At 70.4% G+C, this 20,765-nt stretch carries 17 protein-coding genes; 6 read left to right on the forward strand and 11 right to left on the reverse strand.

The features are described from left to right. Positions 1–111: 111 nt before the first annotated feature. Complete coding sequence (locus tag Ate02nite_RS06475; protein WP_203800474.1) at positions 112–798, reverse strand: ribonuclease FAU-1 family protein; 687 nt, start codon at positions 796–798, stop codon at positions 112–114. Between the two features lies 1 nt (position 799). Beyond that, on the reverse strand, positions 800–2,206 hold the full coding sequence (gene proS / locus Ate02nite_RS06480) for a proline--tRNA ligase (protein ID WP_203800475.1): 1,407 nt from the start codon (positions 2,204–2,206) through the stop codon (positions 800–802). A gap of 79 nt (positions 2,207–2,285) precedes the next feature. Here proS and Ate02nite_RS06485 point away from each other — a divergent pair, with 79 nt between their 5' ends. Together Ate02nite_RS06485 and Ate02nite_RS06490 are read left to right on the forward strand one after the other, a co-directional pair. Continuing rightward, a complete protein-coding gene (locus Ate02nite_RS06485) occupies positions 2,286–2,777 on the forward strand; it encodes a SigE family RNA polymerase sigma factor (protein ID WP_203800476.1) in 492 nt (163 codons plus the stop codon). Further along, entirely contained in the window at positions 2,767–4,209 is a 1,443-nt protein-coding gene (locus Ate02nite_RS06490) for an outer membrane protein assembly factor BamB family protein (protein WP_203800477.1), read from the forward strand. The genes Ate02nite_RS06485 and Ate02nite_RS06490 overlap by 11 nt, the downstream gene beginning before the upstream one ends. A gap of 9 nt (positions 4,210–4,218) precedes the next feature. Here Ate02nite_RS06490 and Ate02nite_RS06495 read toward each other — a convergent pair whose 3' ends face one another. From Ate02nite_RS06495 to Ate02nite_RS06510, 4 genes are all read right to left on the reverse strand, one after another. Beyond that, entirely contained in the window at positions 4,219–5,295 is a 1,077-nt protein-coding gene (locus Ate02nite_RS06495; protein ID WP_203800482.1) for an amidohydrolase family protein, read from the reverse strand. Positions 5,296–5,463: 168 nt separating this feature from the next. After that, on the reverse strand, positions 5,464–6,060 hold the full coding sequence (locus tag Ate02nite_RS06500; protein WP_203800484.1) for a Uma2 family endonuclease: 597 nt from the start codon (positions 6,058–6,060) through the stop codon (positions 5,464–5,466). 61 nt (positions 6,061–6,121) lie between these two features. After that, positions 6,122–7,681 carry a signal recognition particle protein gene (gene ffh / locus Ate02nite_RS06505; RefSeq protein WP_203800486.1) on the reverse strand — a complete coding sequence of 520 codons (1,560 nt, stop codon included), beginning with the start codon at positions 7,679–7,681 and terminating at the stop codon, positions 6,122–6,124. Between the two features lie 65 nt (positions 7,682–7,746). Beyond that, positions 7,747–7,974, reverse strand: a complete 228-nt coding sequence (locus Ate02nite_RS06510) for a hypothetical protein (RefSeq protein WP_203800488.1) — start codon at positions 7,972–7,974, stop codon at positions 7,747–7,749. Between the two features lie 238 nt (positions 7,975–8,212). Here Ate02nite_RS06510 and Ate02nite_RS06515 point away from each other — a divergent pair, with 238 nt between their 5' ends. Then, positions 8,213–9,973, forward strand: coding sequence for a stealth family protein (locus Ate02nite_RS06515; RefSeq protein ID WP_203800489.1), 1,761 nt, complete (start codon positions 8,213–8,215; stop codon positions 9,971–9,973). 54 nt (positions 9,974–10,027) lie between these two features. Next, complete coding sequence (locus Ate02nite_RS06520; protein WP_203800496.1) at positions 10,028–11,290, forward strand: nucleotide sugar dehydrogenase; 1,263 nt, start codon at positions 10,028–10,030, stop codon at positions 11,288–11,290. Between the two features lie 928 nt (positions 11,291–12,218). On the opposite strand, the gene Ate02nite_RS06525 is transcribed toward Ate02nite_RS06520, so the two are convergent. Genes Ate02nite_RS06525 through Ate02nite_RS06535 form a run of 3 tightly spaced genes read right to left on the reverse strand, consistent with a single transcriptional unit; the run spans position 12,219 to position 15,137 of the window. Further along, positions 12,219–12,629 carry a GtrA family protein gene (locus Ate02nite_RS06525; protein ID WP_239147163.1) on the reverse strand — a complete coding sequence of 137 codons (411 nt, stop codon included), beginning with the start codon at positions 12,627–12,629 and terminating at the stop codon, positions 12,219–12,221. Beyond that, positions 12,616–13,593 carry a glycosyltransferase family 2 protein gene (locus Ate02nite_RS06530; RefSeq protein WP_203800499.1) on the reverse strand — a complete coding sequence of 326 codons (978 nt, stop codon included), beginning with the start codon at positions 13,591–13,593 and terminating at the stop codon, positions 12,616–12,618. The genes Ate02nite_RS06525 and Ate02nite_RS06530 overlap by 14 nt, the downstream gene beginning before the upstream one ends. Then, the gene (locus tag Ate02nite_RS06535) at positions 13,590–15,137 is read right to left on the reverse strand and encodes a hypothetical protein (RefSeq protein ID WP_203800502.1); all 1,548 of its coding nucleotides are present in this window, start codon (positions 15,135–15,137) and stop codon (positions 13,590–13,592) included. The genes Ate02nite_RS06530 and Ate02nite_RS06535 overlap by 4 nt, the downstream gene beginning before the upstream one ends. Before the next feature lie 75 nt (positions 15,138–15,212). Here Ate02nite_RS06535 and Ate02nite_RS06540 point away from each other — a divergent pair, with 75 nt between their 5' ends. Beyond that, positions 15,213–17,258, forward strand: coding sequence for an acyltransferase family protein (locus Ate02nite_RS06540; protein ID WP_203800505.1), 2,046 nt, complete (start codon positions 15,213–15,215; stop codon positions 17,256–17,258). On the opposite strand, the gene Ate02nite_RS06545 is transcribed toward Ate02nite_RS06540, so the two are convergent. Beyond that, on the reverse strand, positions 17,247–17,894 hold the full coding sequence (locus tag Ate02nite_RS06545; RefSeq protein WP_239147164.1) for a hypothetical protein: 648 nt from the start codon (positions 17,892–17,894) through the stop codon (positions 17,247–17,249). The two genes, Ate02nite_RS06540 and Ate02nite_RS06545, sit on opposite strands and share 12 nt — an antisense overlap. Continuing rightward, positions 17,891–20,071 carry a glycosyltransferase gene (locus tag Ate02nite_RS06550; protein ID WP_203800509.1) on the reverse strand — a complete coding sequence of 727 codons (2,181 nt, stop codon included), beginning with the start codon at positions 20,069–20,071 and terminating at the stop codon, positions 17,891–17,893. Before Ate02nite_RS06550 ends, Ate02nite_RS06545 begins: the two co-directional genes overlap by 4 nt. A 206-nt stretch (positions 20,072–20,277) precedes the next feature. Here Ate02nite_RS06550 and Ate02nite_RS06555 point away from each other — a divergent pair, with 206 nt between their 5' ends. After that, positions 20,278–20,763: a CAP domain-containing protein gene (locus tag Ate02nite_RS06555; RefSeq protein WP_203800511.1), complete on the forward strand. Its 486-nt coding sequence runs from the start codon at positions 20,278–20,280 to the stop codon at positions 20,761–20,763. The last annotated feature ends 2 nt before the right edge of the window (positions 20,764–20,765 follow it).

The raw sequence follows: 20,765 nt of genomic DNA on the forward strand, positions 1-20,765 counted from the left end.
GGCTCCCAATCGGGCCGCGTTTTCCAGGCCAAATCAAGATCAAATTCAAGATGTCGTGCCTGGTTGCATGGTGCAGACCGCAACTCCCGTCGAGGCCGGGCCGGGGCCCAGCTAAGGCTGGCCCTGGCCCTTCATTCTGCGTGAGTGGTCAAAACCCACGACCGGACGGTCCCAGCCCACTGGCAGCTCGGTGGGGGTCTCCCAGGTCGGGTCCGGCTGGAAGTCGGTCCAGGTGCCGTCGAAGGGGAACTCGGCCGCCTCGATCATCTTGATCACGCGCCGGCCCTCGGCCCAGACCGCTGCCTCGTCGGGCACCCAGTAGTGGTTCGGGAGGGCCAGGCGTTCGGCGAACTCGTCCTCGTCCTTCCACTGCCAGGCCAGGTCGGGGGTGGCGACGATGTCCAGGTCCTGGTCGATTACGTCGAAGCCGGCCACCTCGCCGTCGTCCCAGCGGACCGCGGACTCCTCGAGGTTGACGTAGTAGCCCTTGAAGGTGTCCTCGTCGGTGCGGAAGAGCCAGACCGAGTGGTCGGCACCGACCGGGAAGAACCGCAGCACCCCGGGGCCCTGCCAGGAGGTGAGCCGCAGCTCGTAGCGCTGCTCGGACCACTCGGCGAACGACATGTCGCGCGGGCCGCGGCCGTCGGCCGAGCGCTCGACCGCGATGGTGGAACCCCGGGCCAGCCAGACGAGCAGCCCGCGCTCGTCGTCGGCGACCACCCGGGCCGGATGCACGAAGGCGATCCGGCCCAGATGGGTGTCCCGATGCAGAATCAGCCGGCCAGCAACGAAGGTCACGTCAGTAAGAACGGGCCAGGATCGCGATCAGGTTCGGCTCGTCGTCGGAGTCGGGCATCGTGCCGTCGTCGCGAGTGAGGCAACGGACGGTCACAGCCTTGCCGTTGGCCTCCTTCTCACCCTGCTCGCCGACCGCCGACCAGGGCACCCGGGCCCAGCCGGTCTGCGCGGCCTCGATCGCCTCGCCCAGCGTCTTGACGTCGACCGTGTTCTCCTCACGGAAGGCCAGCGCGTTGTCGTAGAGCACCTGCTGGTCGACCTTGAGCCCGCTGGTGACCGCACCCACGACCTCGCCCAGCGCGATCGGGTACTTGGAGCCGTCGATGCGGCGGGCCACCGTCACGTTGCCGGCCGCCAGGTCACGGGGGCCGATCTCGACCCGGATCGGGATGCCCTGCAGTTCGGCGTCCACCGCACGGCGACCGAACGGGATGTCCGCACGGTCGTCGAGCTTTACCCGTACACCTGCGGCTTTGAGATCGTCTCGCAGCTTTGCTGCGGCCTCCGCCACGCCCTCGCCGGCCTTGACCACCATGACCTGCACCTGGATCGGCGCGAGCCGCGGCGGCAGCCGCAGGCCGTTGTCGTCGCCATGCACCATGATCAGCCCGCCGACCATCCGGGTCGAGGTGCCCCACGAGGTGGTCCAGGCGTGCTCGACCGTGCGCTCGGCGGACGAGTAGGTGATGTCGAACGCCTTGGCGAAGTTCTGCCCGAGCTCGTGCGACGTGCCCATCTGCAGCGCCTTGGTGTCACCCATCATGGCCTCGACGGTCATCGTGTTGGTGGCACCGGCGAACCGCTCGCCCTTGGTCTTGCGGCCGGGCACCACCGGGATGGCCAGCACCTCGGTGAGGAACGCCTCGTAGACGTTCTTGTGGATGTCGCGGGCGTGCTCCCGGGCGTCGGCCTCGGTGGCGTGCGCGGTGTGCCCCTCCTGCCAGAGGAACTCGGTGGTGCGCAGGAACGTGCGCGGGCGCAGCTCCCAGCGAACCACGTTGGCCCACTGGTTGAGCAGCAGCGGCAGGTCGCGGTAGGAGTCGACCCACTTGGCCATGAACTCGCCGATCACCGTCTCGCTGGTGGGGCGCACGACAAGCGGCTCGGCCAGCTCTTTGCCGCCGGCGTGGGTGACCACGGCCAGCTCGGGCGAGAAGCCCTCGACGTGGTCGGCCTCGCGGCGCAGGTAGCTCTCCGGGATGAAGAGCGGGAAGTAGGCGTTCTGCACGCCGGCTTCCTTGATGCGCGCGTCCATGTCGGCCTGCATGCGCTCCCAGATGGCATAACCGACCGGCCGGATGACCATGGTGCCGCGCACCGGCCCGTTGTCGGCCAGCTGCGCCTTGGCGATCAGGTCCTGGTACCAGCGGGGGAAGTCTTCCGCACGGGGTGTGAGCACACGAGCCATGAGGGTGCATCCTAGTCGCGCCGTGCGTGCAACCCGTCGGGTGGGCGTCCCGTGTCAATTCGGGAAAGGGCGGTGACGGATGGACTTCGACGCGTTCTACCGGGACACCTCCCGGCGCCTGCTGCGATATGCGTACGGGCTGACCGGGGATCCGGGTGAGGCGCAGGACCTCGTGCAGGAGGCGTACGCCCGGGCCTGGCAGCGCTGGCGGCGGCTGACCGACTACGAGGAGCCGGAGGCCTGGCTGCGGCTGGTGGTGAACCGGCTGGCCACCGACCGGTGGCGCCGGCTGGGCGTACGCCGGTCGCGGGTCCTGGACCGGCCGGTGCCGGTGGATCCCCCGTCCGAGGACGTGGTCCTGCTGGTCACCGCCATGCGCACGCTGCCGGCCGCGCATCGGCGGGCGCTCGCCCTGCACTACCTGCTGGACCGGTCGGTGGCCGAGATCGCCGCGGAGACCGGCGCGTCCACCGGAACGGTGAAGTCCTGGTTGTCCCGCGGCCGGGCGGGTCTCGCGGCCGCGCTCGGCCTGGTTGGTGACGTCAAGGAAGGGGCGGACCGTGCCCACTGATCTCGACGACCTCTTCGACGCGCTGGGCCGCAACGCCGACGCGCTCCCGCTGGCCGGTGCGTCCGACGCCAAGCGGCGCGGCCGGCAGCGCACCTGGACCCAGGCGGCGGTGGCCGCGGCGGCCGCGGTGGTGCTGGTAGTGGCCGGCATCGGCATCGCCCTGCGCGACCCGCATCCGCGCGCGTCCCGCCCGGCGGCGACGCCCACCGTGTCCACTCCGGCGGGCATTCCGGTGGTCGGCACGGTCAAGCTCGGCACCGCCCGCCTCGCGACCGCACTGACCGCCCAGGACGGCGAACGGGCGTACACGACGTGGATGAGCCAGGACGACAACACCCAGTGGGTGCTCGGGGCCGACCTGGCGACCGGCACCGAGGCCTGGCCGGCCCGCCAGATCGACGACAAGGACCGGGCCATCGAGCAGATCCTGGTCGTGCCGTCGGCCGTCCTGGTCGTCACGCTGACCCACAGCGGCGCCATGCCGGAACGGGCGTTGTACGCGTTCGACCCGGCCAGCGGCGTGCCGCTCTGGCAGGACTACGTGCCGGCCGGCGACTCGGTGGTCTTCACCGATCAGATGCTGGTGCGGTCGTCCCGCTCCGAGGGCCTGGTCGAGGGCCTCGACTGGCGCACCGGAGAACAACGCTGGCGGGTGCTGCTGCAGGACGACCGGCCGGCCCGGACGATCGGCATGCGGGTGGCCGCCGACGAGGAGCGGATCGACCGGGCCGGGCCGCGCCCCGATCTCACCGACGGCCGGGTCGTCGTGGTCACGGTGGCCGGCCAGGTGCAGGTGCGCCAGGCCGGCACCGGCGAGCTGCTCGCGAACGCCGCGGTGCCGGTCGGTTCCGGGAACACCATGGTGGCGTACGAGGGCCGGCTGTTCAGCCACGACGAGGCCGACGACAACGGCGGCCCGCACCACATCCGGGCCACCGACCTGACCGGCAGCGGCGCGTCCGCGATCGTCGGCACCGTGCCGGACCGGTTCCTGACCATGGCGGGCTGCGGGCCGAACCGGATCTGCGTGGTCACCGCCCGGAAGCCGAACTACAAAACCACGGTGCTGACCGCGTTCGACGCGGCCAAGCGCAAGAAGCTCTGGGAGACGGCAAGCCAGTACGGCGGCGACCAGCTCTCCTCGGCCCGCGGTCGGACGATGCTGAGCGCGCTGGACGGTGGCGACGAGATGTTCGACGCCAACGGCACCCGGATCTTCACCGCGACCCTGACCAACGGCTGGCTGGACGCCGGCACCCTGATGATGGTCGCGCCGGACGGCACCGGCCGGTGGTCCCGCTTGTCGATCGCCGACCAGAAGCTCACCCCGCTGGGCCCATCGCCGGGCGAACAGCTCGGCTTCTGCGCCTCGACGAGCACCCTGCTGGCCTGCCCCGCCGAGGCCGGCCTGCGGATCTGGCGGGTCCGCTGATTACTTGACTTACTTGATGACCCGCCCCCGCAGCACGATCCGCTGCGGGGCCCGCACCACCCGCAGGTCGACGCGCGGGTCGGCCTCGTAGACCACCAGGTCCGCGAGGCCACCCTCGACCAGCCCCGGAAAGCCGAGCCACTCGCGAGCTTTCCAGGAGGCGGACGCGATGATGTCGGCCGCCGGAATCCCGGCCTCCTCCATGATCAGCATCTCCTCGGCCGCCAGCCCGTGCCGAATCCCACCGCCGGCGTCGGTCCCGATGTAGATCGGCACGCCCGCGTCATGCGCCGCCTTGACGACCTCCGGGAACCGGTCCCGCAGCGCGATCATGTGATCGGCGTACCCCGAGAACTTCTCCCGGGCCTGATCAGCGATGCTCCCGAAGGTCCGAATGTTGATCATCGTGGGCACCAGCGCGGTCCCCCGCCGAGCCATCTCGTCGATGAGCTCCAGCGACAGTCCCGTCCCGTGCTCGACGGAGTCGACCCCGGCCTTGACCATGATCTCCACCCCCTCCTCGGAGAAGGTGTGCACAGCGGCCCGAGCGCCGGCGGCATGAGCGGCCTCAACAGCGGCGGTCATGGTCGCGGCGTCCCAGGAGGGTGCGAGATCGCCGACCCCGCGGTCGATCCAGTCCCCCACGAGCTTGACCCACCCGGTGCCGGCTTTGGCCTGAGCGGTAACGGTGGCGGCGACGTCCTCAGCCGCGACCTCGATCCCGATGTCCCGCAGATAGCGCCGCGGAGGCGCCACATGCCGCCCGGCCCGGGCCAGCCGCGGAATCTCCACCTCGTCGTCCAGCTCCGGGTAGGGAAAGGGCGACCCCGCGTCCCGAAGCGCCAGCACCCCGGCGTCCCGATCGGTGATGGCAAGCTCCCGAGCCTGCTCAACGCTGGTGATCGGCTTGGCCCCATAGGCAATCCCGAGGTGACAGTGCGCATCAACAAGCCCCGGCACGACAAACCCACCGTCGCTGAGGGTCTCAGCCCCAGCCACGCGCTCAAACGTGACCCGATCCCCCACAAGCCAAAGATCCCGAACCTCACCCGCAGGCAGGACCGCCCCACGCACATGAAACGCCATGGATAAGTCCTACCCGATCACCGGCCTACCTGTATGGATGGTCGGCGGTATGTATCGCGTCACGATCGCGAGTCATCGGAATGGGAACGACCTCGCCGTCCAGCAGCTCGTAGTAGAAGTCCTCGGGGTAGTCCGCGACATCGTCGAGAGTCAGCCGCACCGGCCCGATCACCAATCGGGTTCTGCGTGGTCGTATTCCGCGCGAAGCTCGGTAAGCGCCGGTAGGTCGACGGTCACCGGGTAGGGCACGTCGGTTGTGAAGACCTTGCTTGTGCTGGTGACTCTCTCGTACCGACCGTCGTCGCCGATACGGAACTCGGTAAGCAGGACATCCCCGCCGGCCGTGGGATCGACGACCCAGTAGCTTGGGACTCCCGCAGCCGCGTAGACCTTGGCTTTGGCGCGCGCATCACGAGCCTGAGAGGTCGGCGAGACGACCTCAACGACGAGCAATGCGCCCTCGATCGGCACGGGGCTGCGCAAGCCCCGTGCCATTCGCCGCACGACCACGTCGGGCCGGGGTTCATTGCGCCGATCGATCGCCAGCGACACGTCGATCACGGCCCGATGACCCGGTGGACAATTCAGGCTGAGCATATTGCTCAGCTGAACGCAGACATCCTGATGAAACATTGTGGGGGACGGCAAGATGAGCCTTCCATCGATCAACTCATAACGAAGATCCTTTGGAAGGCTCGCCAGGTCGTCGACGGTCCAGTCCTGCTTTTCATCCAGCAGGCTCGGCAGCTTAAGGGCCGCAGTCATCGGGACCTCCTCAGGGGATGTCACCAGACTACCTTACCCATGACTACCTCCGCCACCCCGCTCACTTCTTGTCGTCGTCGTCCTTTTGGGGCTTCATCAGCTTGTTGAAGTCGATGTTGGGGAGCTTGAAACCGCCTGCGCCGCCCGCACCACCCAGGGCGTTCGGGTCCAGGCCCGGGGGAAGCTGGGGCATGCCACCGGGGAAGCCGGGAGGCATGGTGCCGCCGCCCACGCGCGGGCGGGACGAGCCGCCCTTCGTGCCCTTGCGCTTGTTCTTCGGGCTCTTGGTGGCCTTCCGCCGCGCGCCGGGCAGGCCCATCATGCCGGTCATCTGCTTCATCATCTTCTGCGCGTCGGCGAAGCGGTTCAGCAGCTGGTTGACGTCCATCACCGTGACGCCCGAGCCGTTCGCGATGCGGGCCCGGCGGGAGCCGTTGAGGATCTTCGGGTTGGAGCGCTCGCCCGGGGTCATCGAGCGGATGATCGCGGTGACCCGGTCGAAGTGGGAGTCATCCAGGTCGTCCAGCTGGGCCTTCATCTGGCCCATGCCGGGCATCATGCCGAGGATGTTGGCGATCGGGCCCATCTTCCGCACGGCGATCAGCTGGTCGAGGAAGTCCTCCAGGGTGAACTGCTCGCCACCGAGCAGCTTGGAGGTCATCTTCTCTTTCTGGTCCTCGTCGAAGGCCAGCTCGGCCTGCTCGATGAGGGTCAGCACGTCGCCCATGCCGAGGATGCGGCTGGCCATCCGGTCGGGGTGGAAGAGGTCGAAGTCTTCGAGCTTCTCGCCGGTGGACGCGAACAGGATCGGCTCGCCGGTGACGTGCCGGACGGACAGCGCGGCACCACCGCGGGCGTCGCCGTCGAGCTTGGAGAGGACCACGCCGGTGATGCCGACGCCGTCGCGGAAGGCCTCGGCGGTCTGCACCGCGTCCTGGCCGACCATCGCGTCGATGACGAAGATGACCTCGTCGGGGTCGACCGCGTCGCGGATGTCGCGGGCCTGCTGCATCATGTCGGCGTCGATGCCGAGGCGGCCGGCGGTGTCGACGATGACGATGTCTTTGGCCGTGCGCTTGGCGTGCTCGATCGAGTCCTTCGCGACCTGCACCGGGTCGCCGACCCCGTTGCCGGGCTGCGGGGCGTAGACGTCGACGCCGGCCCGGCCCGCGAGGACCTGCAGCTGGTTGACCGCGTTGGGGCGCTGGAGGTCGGCCGCGACCAGCAGCGGCTGGTGCCCCTGGGCCTTCAGCCAGCGGGACAGCTTGCCGGCCAGCGTCGTCTTACCGGAACCCTGCAGGCCGGCCAGCATGATCACGGTAGGCGGCGTCTTGGCGAACTGGAGACGCCGGCCCTCGCCACCGAGGATGGTGACGAGCTCCTCGTGGACGATCTTGATGATCTGCTGGGCCGGGTTGAGTGCCTGGGAGACCTCGGCGCCGCGGGCGCGTTCCTTCAGGTTGAAGATGAAGGACTTGACCACGGGCAGCGCGACGTCCGCCTCCAGCAGCGCGAGACGGATCTCGCGTGCGGTGGCGTCGATGTCGGCATCGGTGAGCTTGCCCTTGCCGCGAAGCTTGGTGAAGATTCCGGACAGGCGGTCACTCAAAGTGTCAAACACGGTGCGACTTCCCCGATGGTCAGAAGAGAGACGATGCCGCCAAGCCTAGCCGCCCGCGTGGAAGCTCACCGGTTGCGCATGCGGTACGTCTTCTGCGCTGCCTCGATCCGCCGCTGAGTGCGGGTGCCGGGAGCGAGCGACTTCTTGGCCTTGCCGTACAGATAAACGCCGCCGACCACGGCAAGCCCGATCAGAGCCAGGTAGAACAGCGGGCCGATGATCGCGTGCAGCACCCAGCCGACCACAACCACCGCACCGATCACCGCGAGCAGGTATGCGAGAGCCTTGCCCATCAGGTCCTCCAAAAACCAGAAAGTGCGTCGACCTCCACGATGCCCCCGCGGGTCAAGCCTTGCCTATCGGCCGCATCCCTGAAGCACACCCGTAGGGGTCGCTCTCGTCCGTTTTGTCCTACCTCATCGGGTAAATGGCGTATACCGGCGTTATCAGGCGTCACATACGACCGCAACTTCGAGTCGAGGGCTGCCGTTGAGGGTCAGTGACCGATACGGCGGGCGGAAGGACGACGGCGTGCCGATACGGCGGATCCTGCGACACACGCCCTGGCCGGTCCGGCGGCGGGTGCTGGCCGGCATGCAACACAAGCTGCTGCGCTATGTCCCGGCCGACCGACGCCTGGCCACGGCCCGGCGGGTAGTTCCGCTGACCGGAGGCCCGCGGCGGGTCCGGGTGGCCGCGCGGGTCACGGACCGGGCAACCCCTTCGGGCGTACGCCGGGAGAACCTCGACCGAGTCGTCACCGCGCTGGAAACCGCCGGTGTCGACTGGTTCCGGATCCCGGTCGATGCGGTGACCGGGTCTGCGGTGGCCGTACCGGAAGAGGACCGGGACCGGGTGATCGCCCTGCTCGAAACGCTGAGCGCGAGTGACGCCGGGCTGTTGGAGATCGTTCGGCCGCCAGGCCGGAACGGCCGGCGCGGGCGACGGACGGCGACCGTGCTGCGGTTGAGCCGCCCGGTGACCGATCCACGCGGGACCCTGGTGTTCGGCCCGGAGTACGGCTGCGAGATCGAGTTCTGGCGCAGCGTGAACGGCAACCTGGTCGGACCGCGCAGCAACCCGGTGTCCGACGTGGTGCCGGCCGACGAACCGGTCGTGGACGCCGGCGAGCCGGTGTTCGGCTCGTTCAGCGCGCCGGACGACCCGGCCTGCTACCGCACCCGCGAGATCTTCACGATGGTCAGCCCGGACCGGGTCGCGTTCCCGATCGACGTGGTCTACACCTGGGTGGACGGCGGCGACCCGGCCTGGCGGGAACGCAAGGCCCGGGCGATGTCCGAGAACGGCTGGGTCGCCGAGGTGAGCGGGCTGGCCACCAACGACTCGCGGTACGCGTCCCGGGACGAGTTGCGCTACTCGCTGCGCGCGCTGCACGCGTTCGCGCCCTGGGTGCGGCACATCTTCCTGGTCACCGACGACCAGGTGCCGGTCTGGCTGGACACCTCGCGGCCGGACCTGACCGTGGTGAGCCACCGGGAGATCTTCGGCGAGACCGGACTGCTGCCGACCTTCAACTCGCAGGCCATCGAGTCGCGGCTGCACCGGATCCCGGGGCTGGCCGAGCACTTCCTCTACCTGAACGACGACGTCTTCCTGGCCCGGCCGGTGGCGCCGGAGATGTTCTTCACGCCGGGCGGGCTGACCCGGTTCTTCCCGTCGACGGCGCTTGTCGACTCGGCGCCGCGGCGGGACGACGACCCACCGGCCAACTCGGCCGGGAAGAACAACCGGCGGCTGATCCAGCAGGCGTTCGGCCGGGTGCTGACCCGCAAGATGAAGCACACCCCGCACCCGTCCCGGCGCAGCGTGCTGGCCGAGATCGAGCTGCGCTTCGCCGAGCACGTGACGGCGACGGCCGAGCACCAGTTCCGGCATCCGGAGGACGTCTCGCTGCTGTCGTCGCTGCAGCAGTACTACAGCTATCTGACCGGGCGCGCGGCCCCCGGCGAGATCAAGTACATGTACGCCGACCTGGCCGACTCGGGGACGCCGATGCGGCTGGCCCGGGTGCTGCACGACCGGCACCTGGACGCGTTCTGCCTCAACGACACCGACTCGACGGCCGCGACCGCCGCCGAGCAGGCCGCGCTCCTGGCCGAGTTCCTGCCGGCCTATCTGCCGTTCCCGTCGCCGTACGAACTGATGACGCCGCGGCTCACTCGGTTCGAGCTGCCGCGTACGCCGATCGTCGCTCGCCAGCGCCCGCAGCTGGCCCCGGACATCGCGCTGCCGTCGCAGCCGTCCTCCGCATCCGACTCGTCCGTCGCCTGACGGGTCCCACGACCCAAAGCCGGCCAGCGCCGGCCCCAAAGAGGGGGAAATTTCATGACTTACGATGTTGCTGTGCTCGGACTCGGGTACGTCGGGCTACCGCTCGCCCAGCAGGCCACCCGGGCCGGCATGACCGTGCTCGGCTTCGACGTCAACGCGCGCGTCGTCGACTCCCTCACCGCCGGGAAGTCGCACGTGGACGACCTCAGCGACGCCGACGTCACCGAGATGCTGGCCGGCGGCTTCCACACCACCACCGACGAGACCCTGATCGCGCGGGCCGACACCGCGGTGATCTGCGTGCCCACCCCGCTGGCCGAGGGCGACGGCCCCGACCTGCGCGCCGTCGTCGGCGCCACCGAGGCGATCGGCCGCAACCTGCGCCCCGGCATGCTTGTCGTACTCGAGTCGACCACCTACCCCGGCACCACCGACGAGGTGGTCCGGCCGCTGCTCGAGAAGCTCTCCGGACTGACCGCCGGCATCGACTTCCAGCTGGCCTTCTCGCCGGAGCGGATCGACCCCGGCAACGAGAAGTTCGGCCCCCGGAACACCCCCAAGGTGGTCGGCGGCTACACCCCCGACTGCACCGACCGGGTGGCCGCGTTCTACGGCAGGTTCGTCGACACCGTGGTGCGCACCAAGGGCACCCGCGAGGCGGAGACCGCGAAGCTGCTCGAGAACACCTACCGGCACGTGAACATCGCGCTGGTCAACGAGATGGCCCGGTTCTGCCACGAGCTGGACATCGACCTGTGGGACGTGATCAAGGCGGCCTCGACCAAGCCGTTCGGCTTCCAGGCGTTCTACCCCGGCCCCGGGGTGGGCGGCCATTGCATCCCGATCGACCCGAACTACCTTTCGCACAACGTCCGCAGCAAGCTCGGCTATCCGTTCCGCTTCGTAGAGCTGGCCCAGGAGATCAACGCGACGATGCCCGGCTACGTAGCCCGGCGCGCCCAGAACCTGCTGAACACCGACGGCCAGGCGGTGCACGGCGCCACCATCCTGCTGCTGGGCGTTACTTACAAGGCGAACATCGCCGACCAGCGCGAGTCTCCCGCCACCCCGCTGGCCCGCCACCTGGCCTCACTGGGCGCCACGGTGCTCTACCACGACCCGCACGTGGCCACCTGGAAGGTAGGCGACGTAGAGGTGGCCCGCACCGACGACCTGGAGGGCGCGGCCGCCTCAGCCGACCTGGTGATCCTGGTACAGCACCACCGCGAGTACGACGCCGACCACCTGGCCGGCGTAGCAAAGCGCTTCTTCGACACCCGAGGCGTAACCACCGCCCGCGAGGCGCACCGCCTCTAGCTCTTTCCGGCTCGGGGTCCCGCCATTCCAGAAAGGACGGGACCCCAGCCCAGGCTTCCGCGAAACGGAGGCCCAGAAAGATCAGATCCTTTCCGTACGCCCCGGCCCAGTCCCGTGGCACTCGGTCCCGGCCGGTGCAACTCGACCTCCGCGCGCCCGCCACGGGCGGGCCCGACCCAAGACCTCAACCCACCCCGCCCACGGCGCTCACCCGCCGACCAGAGACAAACACCAGCCTGTCCGACACTTTGCTCTGCTCACCTATACGCGCTGCTCTGCTCACCTCGGGTAAGCGCCAGGTGAGACACCCCAGGCAACAGGGCGTTTTGCACGGCTTTGCCACTACCGTGCGGACCGGTTCTGCGTCCGGGTCTGCCCCGCCCGCTCCAGCAGGCAGACCTTGAAGACCTACTGCTCGCGGCGAACAGGAACTCCGCAAGATCGCACCAACCCTCAGGGCGCGCCTACCCAAGGTGAGCAGAGCAGCGCGTATAGGTGAGCAGAGCAAAGTACCCGCGGGGGAACGCCGTGGGGCGCGGTTGCGCGAGCGTCGCGGCACGTGCCGGTGATGCACGGTGGTCGCACGGTGGCGGGCCGATGCCATGCCTTAGCGCCCGGCGTCGCAGATCTTGCGGACTTGCAGTTCGGTCCTCACGGTAAGTCCGCAAGATCGCGCCTGGCCGAGCTGCCGGAATCGGACATGGGCGTCATGTCATGCTCTTCTGCCAGCTGCCAGCTGCCAGCTGCCAGCGGCCGGGCGGCCGGGCGGCCGGGCGGCCGGGCGGGTTGAGGGGTTGGGGCGGGCCCGGCCGCAGCGGGCGCGCGGAGGGTGAGTTGCGCCGGCCGGGACCGAGTGCCACGGGACTGAGCCCACGCGTACCGAAAGAGATTTGCCCTTCTCGATGCCGAGCCCTGGTCCGGAGGGTGGCTAGGACTGGCGCGGGGGGCCGGGCCGGGCGCCCGCGGCGAAGGTCCAGCGTGAGTTGAGCGTGTAGTTCAGGATTGGGATGGCTACCAGCGCCAGCGCCTGGACCAGCGCGAAGGGGGCGTGTAGCAGCTCCGTGCCGATCCACAGCACCGCGGTGTTGAGCAGGAAAGCCGCCGCCGTCACGGTCAGAAATCGGCTTCCGGCTACGGCGTGGCCGGCAGCGGAGCGGAACACCCAGGCGTGCTGCAGCGCGTAGGAGACGGCGATGCTGGCCACGAAGCCGGCCGTGGACGCCAGCACCGGGCGCACGCCGGCCGAGGTCAGCAGCAGGCCGACGCCGAAGTGGGTGGCCGCGCTGGCGCCGCCGCTTATCGCGTAGCGGAACAGCCGGCCCAGGTCAGTGGTCGGCACGCTGCGAGACCACCATCTGCTCGGGCACCGGCGTCGCCGCCGCCTGCGCCGACTTCTCCTGCACCAGGTAGCGCGGCCGGCCGCGGACCTCCTCGTGGACGCGGGCCAGGTATTCGCCGATCACGCCCAATCCCAGCAGGATGAACGTCCCCATCACCAGCAGCAGCAGGATGACCGTGGGGAAACCGGCCACCGAGCCGCCGCGCAACCAGCGCACCAGCGTCTGCACCCCGAGCAGCAGCGAGAACCCGGCGAACGCCAAGCCGACCAGGGTGACCAGGTGCAGCGGCGCCGAGGTGAACGAGGTGAGCCCGTTGACCGCGAGCCGGAACAGCGAGCGGAACGTCCAGCGGGACGCGCCGCCCTCCCGGTGGTCGATGTCGACCTCGACGGTGGTCCGGCGGAAGCCGATCCAGCTGCTGGTGCCGCGGAAGAACGACGAGTGCTCGGGCATCTTCAGCAGCGCGTCCAGCGCCGGGCGGCTGAGCAGCCGGAAGTCGGTCGCGTTGACCAGGTCGACCTTGGTGAGGCCGGTGAACGCCCGGTTGAACAGCTTGCCGCCGAGCCGGCCGATCACGCCCTGGCCGGTGCGGTTGCGTTTGACCGCCTCGACCACGTGCGCGCCGTCCCGCCAGCGCTGCACCATGGCCGGGATGGCCGACGGCGGGTGCTGCAGGTCGGAGTCGATGACCACGACCGCGTCGCCGGCCGCGTGCTCGAGTCCGGCCAGGACGGCCGGTTCCTTGCCGAAGTTACGGGACAGCTGGATGCCGCGGACCCGATCGTCGACAAGCGCCTGCTGCACGATCCGGTCCCAGGAGTCGTCCGAGGAGCCGTCGTCGACCAGGACGAGCTCGTAGCGCAGGCCGGCCTCGCCGAGCACCTCGGTGAGCCGCCGCACGAACCGTTCGACGCCCGGTCCCTCGTTGAAGATCGGCGCGACCACCGACACCAGCGCGCTCATCGGGCTGCCGTCACGCAGAAGGGGCGGCCGGCCAGCAGGACCGTGGCCCGGTTGACACTCACGTCGAAGCGCCTCACTTCTCGCTGACTGACACCCCGGTTGTTGTGCGCCGAGGTCTGGATGAACGTGTCGCGGAGCGCGCAGCGCCGGAGGTTGCCGGCCGGCGTGGGGTCGAAGTCGGCGACCTCCTGCGCGATCCGGTTGTGCAGATAGGGCCACGGCCCGCGGGCGGCCCGATCCCGGAAGTCCTTGTTGGCCGCCGTCGAAACCGTCCCGGCCAGCACCAGAACGGCCAGCACCACCACCAGATAACGCCGCCAGAAGACGAGCAGGAGGAGGCTGCCGGCGACCGTGGTGAGCCCGCTGTCCCGCCAGCCCAGGCCGGGTTCGAACCGCTGCACGGCCGCGTTCAGCGCGGCGATCGAAGACCCCAGGATCAACAGCACAACGGCAACGGCCCCGATGCCGTACGCCTGGCGCCGGTCCAAGGTCGGCAGCCGCCGCAGGTCCCGGACGGTCCGCCAGGCCAGCACCGCCAGGGCGACGAGCGCGAGCAGTGGGATCGCGGCCAGCACCCGCGGGAAGCCGTGCGCGGCCCGTTCCCACATCAGCGGCGGCAGCCAGGAGACCATCCGGCCGGGCAGTCCGGCGGGTGCCCCGGCCAGCGCCAGATCGGACCCGGTGTAGCAGCCGCCGTCGGCGCAGCGCAGGTAGACGAGCACCCGCACGGGCACGAACACCGGCAGGAAGCCGGCCCAGAGCAGCACCAGGAACTTCGCCGACGGCCCCCGGAACGGCGGCCGCCCGAGCACCACCCGGTTGCGGATCAGCACCGCCGCGGTGGCCAGCGGCACGGCCAGCACGGCAAGCTCGTTGAACGCCGCGATCCCGGCCCCGGCCAGCAGCACCAGCAGACCGGGCCGGCGGCTGCGGCAGGCCCAGGCCGCGACGGCCAGCACCAGCGCGCTGGTGGCCAGGTAGAGCGCGCCGAACAGCACGGTCGTGCTGGCCCAGCCGGCCGCGACCAGCCCGGCCCCGACCGCGAACGGCAGCAACGCCACCTGGGCGGGCGGCGGCGCGGCGAACATCCGGTCGCGGCGGGAGACCACGGCCACCGCGAAGACCACGGCCGCGATGGTCAGCAGGATCGCCGAGACCGACGAGACCAGCCGCAGTCCGATGTTGACCGGCAGGCCGAACAGCGCGGTGAGCGCGAAGACGACCACGTCCAGGGACCACTCGACGATCCGGCCGAGCGGCCGGAAGTTGCCCAGGTCGAGGAACATCGGCACGGTCGTGAACGCGTTCTGCACCAGCAGCCAGGGCTTGCCGCCGTAAAGGCCGCCGTTGGCATACAGGTTGAACCGGTGGTCGGCCGACGGGGTCAGGGTGATCAGCGGGGCCAGCACGATAAGCGGCACCAGGACGCAGCGCAGCAGCAGCGCCCGCCAGGGCCGGTCGGCCGACTGAAGAACCGGCGTGGACAGCGCCGACGGATCGGCCTCCGCGCGGGGCGGCGGGACGTGCACGATCTCGGCGGTCACAAATGAGCAACGACCGCGACGAGGCCGAAGTTGCGACACACGCGTCCTGGCCGCCCTCGCGGGCGTTGGGATCAGGTGCGCTACACAGCCCTTGATACGCGGCCCCATCCGCTCCCGGGACAGCGCGACTCGCTGCCCGCCTCGGTCCTGCCGGGCCGCTCGTTCCGCCCCGACATCGAGGGCCTCCGCGCGATCGCGGTGCTCCTGGTGGTGGCCGCCCACACCGGCGTCCCGTTCCTGTCCGGCGGTTACGTGGGCGTCGACGTCTTCTTCGTCATCTCCGGTTTCCTGATCACCTCGCTGCTGCTGCGCGAGGCCGAGCAGACCGGCCGGATCTCGGTGCCGCGGTTCTACGCCCGCCGGGCCATGCGGCTGCTGCCGGCCGCCGCCGTGGTGCTGATCACGACGCTTGTCGCGGCCCGGCTGTTCCTGCCGCTGACCCGGCTCGGCGAGTTCTGCAAGGACGCGCTGGCCGCCGCCGGGTACGTCGCCAACCTGCGGTTCGCCGAGGCCGGCACCGATTACCTGCGGGCCGACCAGTCGCCGTCGCCGTTCCAGCACTTCTGGTCACTCGCCGTCGAGGAACAGTTCTACCTGGTCTGGCCGTTGCTGATCCTGCTCAGCGCGTACCTCTGGAAGCGCCGGCGGCCGCTGGTGGCGGTCCTGGCCGTGGTGGTGGTCGTCTCGTTCACGCTCAGCGTGACCGAGACTGCCCGCTCCGCGCCGTGGGCATACTTCGGGCCGCACACCCGGGCCTGGGAACTCGGTGCGGGCGCGCTGCTGGCGCTGGCGGCCGGCCGGATTCCCCGGCATCCGCTGCTCGGCTGGGCCGGCCTGGCGGCGATCCTGACCGCCGCCGTCATCTTCGACGATTCCACCGCGTACCCCGGATGGCTTGCTCTTCTGCCGGTGGCCGGCGCCGTCGCGATGATCGCGGCGGCCAGCTCCGGGGCCGGCCGGCTGCTCGGCCTCGCGCCGATGCAGGCGATCGGGCGGCTGTCCTACGGCTGGTACCTGTGGCACTGGCCGGTCCTGCTCATCGTCCCAACCTCGGTCTGGTGGCAGAAGGCGCTGCTCGCCGTGGGTGCGCTCGGCCTGGCCTGGATCACCTACCGGCTCGTGGAGAACCCGCTGCGACACCGGCGCTGGCCAATGTGGCAGGGCGCCGGGTTCTCCGCGGCGGTGGCCGCGGTCGCGCTGCTGCTCGCCTTCCTGCCGCACGATGTGGAGGCCGGCGGTCGCCGGGCCGACCTGCGCGCGACCCTCGCGTCGGCCGCCGACCCGGCGGCCGAGCTGGCTCGCACCATCGACGCGAGCCGGAAGATGGGCGCGCTGCCGGCCAACCTCACGCCGAAGCTGACCAAGGCGGCGCGGGACCGGCCGCGGGTCTGGGACATCGGCTGCCACGCCGACACCCCGGTCACCACCGCGCCCGAGGGGTGCGTCTTCGGCGACCCGAACGGCCGCGAGACGGTCGTGCTCTACGGCGATTCGCACGCGGCCCAGTGGTTCCCGGCCATGGAGAAGCTGGCCATCGCGCGGCACTGGCGGCTCGTCGAGCTCACCAAGAGCTCCTGCACGGCCGCCGACCTGGCGGTCTGGCACGACACGCTGAAACGCGCGTACACCGAGTGCCTGGCCTTCCACCGGTCGGCGCTGGCCCGGATCGGCCGGCTGAAGCCGGCCCGGGTGGTGATCGGGTCGAGCTTCAACTATCGGCCGGCGGTACCGGCGACGGACGTGGCGGGCCAGTGGCGGGCGGCCTGGGACCGCACGTTCGCCCAGCTGGAGGCGCGTGGGGCCCGGGTGTCGGCAATCGCCGACACCCCGTACATGGGCGGGCCGGTGCCGGAATGCCTGGCCGAACCGGCCAACGCCGGCCACGCCGGCAACTGCACCCGCAGCCTGCGTTCGGCGCTGCGCGGCCCGGAGCAACGCGAGGTCTTCCTGGCGTACGCCGGACGACCGCGCACCACGGTGATCAACCCGATCACCTGGTTCTGCACCGACGTGTGCCCGCCGGTGGTCGGCAACCTGCTCGTCTACCGCGACTCCAACCACATGACCACGACGTACTCCGCCGCCCTGGCCCCGCTGCTGGGTGCTCAACTACCGCAGTAGGTCGGCCAGGGTCGGCGGCGCGGCCCGGTCCACGATGATGGTCCGGGCCGTGTCGTGGTCGCGGTAGAGGCGGGACAGCCGCGCGGCGAGCACGTCGTCCCAGGGCCGGTCCGGGCGGTGCTTCTCCCAGGTGTCCCGGTCCGGCAGGTACTCCAGCAGCACGCCCAGGTCGCGCAGCAGCGCGAAGGACGGGCAGTCGGTCACCACCACCGGCCGGTGGTCCGGGCTGACCAGCAGCCGCTGCTGAAGGGTCAGCACGAACTCGCGCACCGCCGCGATGTCCAGCCCGATCGCCACGTACAGGTGGGCGGGCGGGCGCTGGGCGGCGGCCGGGGCCCGGCGGACCTCCGCGTCGCCGGCCGGCCGGCGACCGCGCAACCGGCGCAGCACCGCCCGGCCGATCCGGGGCACCGTGTGCACCGGATCCTTGACCAGCGAGACCAGCCCGAACCCGAGCCGGTACGACTCGCTGTGCCGCAGCCGTTCCAGGCGGCGGCGCTCGCGGTCGCGCTCGCGCCGCATCTCCTCGCCGTTCGCCTGTTCCTCGGCCAGCCGCACCTCGAGCGAGCGCAGCCGGCCGGCCATCGCGGCCAGCTCCCAGCGGGCCCGCTCGGGGGCGTCCAAGGTCACCTTCACGCCATCCTCCACGTGTTCGACGGCAGCTCGCTCAGCCACTTCGCCGCCGCGGCGCCACCGTTTCCGAAGCTCAGTTCCCGGCAGCGGTGGGCCAGCCCGGCTCGCACCTCCGGCCGTACCGCCTGGTCCAGCACCTGTTCCAACTCCCCCGAGGCCGGGTCCTCGACCACGAGCGCGACCCCGGTGGCGGCCGCGAAGCGGGCCCGCCCGACCTGGTCGTCGAGCCGGGTCGAGGTGTTCGGCAGGAACACCGTGGGGATCGCGAAGGCGATCTGCTCGTGGAACGAGTTGTAACCGGTCGCGCTGATCGCGAGATCGAAGGCCCGCAGGTAGCGGCTGACCGGGTAGAGCCGGACCACCTTGGCCCCCGGCACCTTGGGCATCGGCCGGGTCGCGATCGTCGACTCGGCCAGCACCAGCTGGAAGCCGTGGCCGGTCAGGTGCCGGCAGATCCGGGCGATCGGCGACGAGATGTCGTTGATGTTCCCGGCGCCGAGCTGCAGCAGCACGGCCGGCCGGTCGTCGAGGTCCAGCTCGCTCTTCGCGGCGTCCCGATCGAGCAGTTCGCTCTCGTCCAGGAAGCTGATCGGCTCGACCTGGAACGCGCGGGCCCGGTCGGCGACCGTCGGCCCCTCGTCGGCGATCGCCGCGAACTCGCCGGGCTCCAGCACGTGGTCGAAGACCTTGCCCTCGGTGATCCAGTCGGCGCCGACGCCGCGCTGCCACATCGCCCGGCGCACCCAGACCCAGGTCAGCTCCGGGTGTTCGCGGACCGTCTCGACGATGCCGGGGTGCGGCAGGCAGTCGACCGCCACCACGGACGGCTCGTGCAGCTCGATCAGGTGCTCGAGGCGGGCGCGCAGGATGGCGGTCCAGCGCGGCTTGGCCGCGTCCAGCACCTTCCGGGACGGGATGTACTCGGTGAGGAAGCCCTCCTGGTGGGCGACCGAGGCGGCGTACGACTGGGTGGCGATGACCGTGTCCACCTCGTCGGGCAGCCGGCGGGCGATCGCCATCAGCCGGGACAGATGTCCCATTCCGGCGCCATTGTCGCTGACCATCAGGACCCGCTTCGTCTCGGCTTTCTGTCCGGCCTTGACGGTTTTCGTCGGGGCGAGCCGGGAGCGGATGCCGAAGTCGGCCAGCCGGGCGAGGTGCGACTGATGGCCGTACCGGTGCTCGGCGAACTCACGGGCCCGGCTGACCACCTCGCGGTAGCGCGCCGGGTTCCGGTAGAGCTCGGTGACCAGGCGCCGCACGTCGGCCGGGGTGCCGTAGAGCGCGGCGTCGTCGAACGTCGGCCGGAAGTGCTCACCGATGATCACCGGGACGCCGCTGGCCATCGCCTCGAGGATGGTCCGGCCGAACGCCTCGACCAGATCGGGGTCGTGGAAGTAGACAAAGACGTCGATAGTGCGCAGGAACTCCTCGGGTTCCTCGGCCCCGAACCGGATCACGTCCCAGTTCTCCGGCTTGGTCCCGAGCCGCTGCACGGCGATCTCGCCGCCGCCGAGGATCCGCACCCGGGTGTCGTCGCCCTCCGGGTAGGCCTGCCGGATCTCCTCCGGGTCGAGCGGCCACTTCACCGGGTCGCCGCGGCCGTGCCGGCCGATCACCGGAACCTCTCCGACGAAACCGTCCCGGTCCCGCCACCAGTGCGCCACGTCGATGATCTCGTGCCAGTCGGCGGGCGCCAGCCGGGCGTCCGGGACCACCTGGCGCACCTGGTCGCGGACCTGGGAGCTGATCGGCGCCCACTCCACGTCGTCGCCGAAGTAGCGGTGCACCCGGTCGCGGACCGCGGCGAAGTCGTAGTACCGGAACGGGTTGCCGACGTCGCCGGGCGCCTGGTTGATCACCATGACCGTCCGCTCGGCGGTAATCCGGGGCAGCGTGGCCAGGTCCGCGGTGAAGATCCGTGGCTGGCGCACCAGCAGGAGCTTGCAGCGCACCGGCTCGTCGTCCCGGGCCAGGGTGGCCACGCCGTCGCGGAGCAGCTCACTGATCCGCGGGCTGAACGGCAGCGCGCGGGGCTGATGCGGTGACGGTACGTGCACGAGAACGGTGGAGAGCGCGGCCTCGGCCTGCGCCTGCACCTCGGCGGCGATGCTGGCCGAGGTGCCGCCGGGATACCGGAAGTCCGACAGGATCGCCACGTCGTAGACGGTCTCGGGCACTTTCTGGTCTCCCTCAGGTCGGCGCAGTGTCCCTGAAACCCAACGAGAAACCGGTACGCACCGTGACGGCAACCGTCAACCGGGCGGCAACTCAGGCGCCCCGGCAAGGCAACCGTCAAGGCATCAGCGGCCCGGATGCCAGGCCGAACATCTCATTGAACCCGGCGGTGCAGCCGGGCCAACACGGCGAAAGGCAGTTCCACTCGATGCGCTCCATCACCAAGCGTCTGGCCCTGATCTCGATGATCCCCGCCACCCTGCTCGGCATGGTCCTGCTCGCTGCCGCACCGGCCCAGGCCGCGCCGACCAGCGTGGTCAACCTTCAGAACGGCATCAACACCCTGATCAACGCCGAGCGCGCGTCGCACGGCTGCAAGCCGCTCACGGTCGACGGTCACCTGCTCACCGCGGCCCGGGCGCACAGCGCGTACATGGCCCAGACCGGCAGCTTCAGCCACACCGGCCGGGGCAGCTCGACCTTCGACTACCGGATCAAGACCGCCGGTTACTCGAAGCCGTCGGCCGAGAACATCGCGTACGGCTACCGCAGCGCCGCCGAGGTCGTCAAGGGCTGGATGAACAGCCCGGGCCACCGCGCCAACATCCTCAACTGCAAGTCGGCCCGGGTCGGCGTCGGCGCGGTCTACGCCGCCAACGGCACCCCGTACTACACCCAGGACTTCGGTTACTGAGC

It is taken from the genome of Paractinoplanes tereljensis (assembly GCF_016862435.1).
Classification (GTDB): domain Bacteria; phylum Actinomycetota; class Actinomycetes; order Mycobacteriales; family Micromonosporaceae; genus Actinoplanes; species Actinoplanes tereljensis.